Origin of the sequence: Pedobacter sp. UBA4863, assembly GCF_002399615.1 — a bacterium.
Lineage (GTDB): Bacteria > Bacteroidota > Bacteroidia > Sphingobacteriales > Sphingobacteriaceae > Pedobacter.
On record NZ_DHDZ01000021.1, the window covers coordinates 23,453 to 23,713 of the forward strand.

Below are 261 nucleotides of genomic sequence, written 5' to 3' on the forward strand. Positions count from 1 at the left end.
GGGCAAGCCGACTGGGTGAGGTGCTTTTGTTTAACTAAGTTACAAAAATTGTGGCAAAAGACAATCAACGTTTTAATATATCAAATAGGTGAGCCATACTGGTACCTACATGCTACTTTGTTTGGTAAAACAGCGGTTTTTGGTAAGTTGTAGCAAACACTTTATAGGTTCTTCCCTATGGTTAGCGCAGTAAGTACACACTACTACCGAACTATAAGCGAAGCCAAACCGAAGGAATATCGCTATAAGGTTACTATAAGG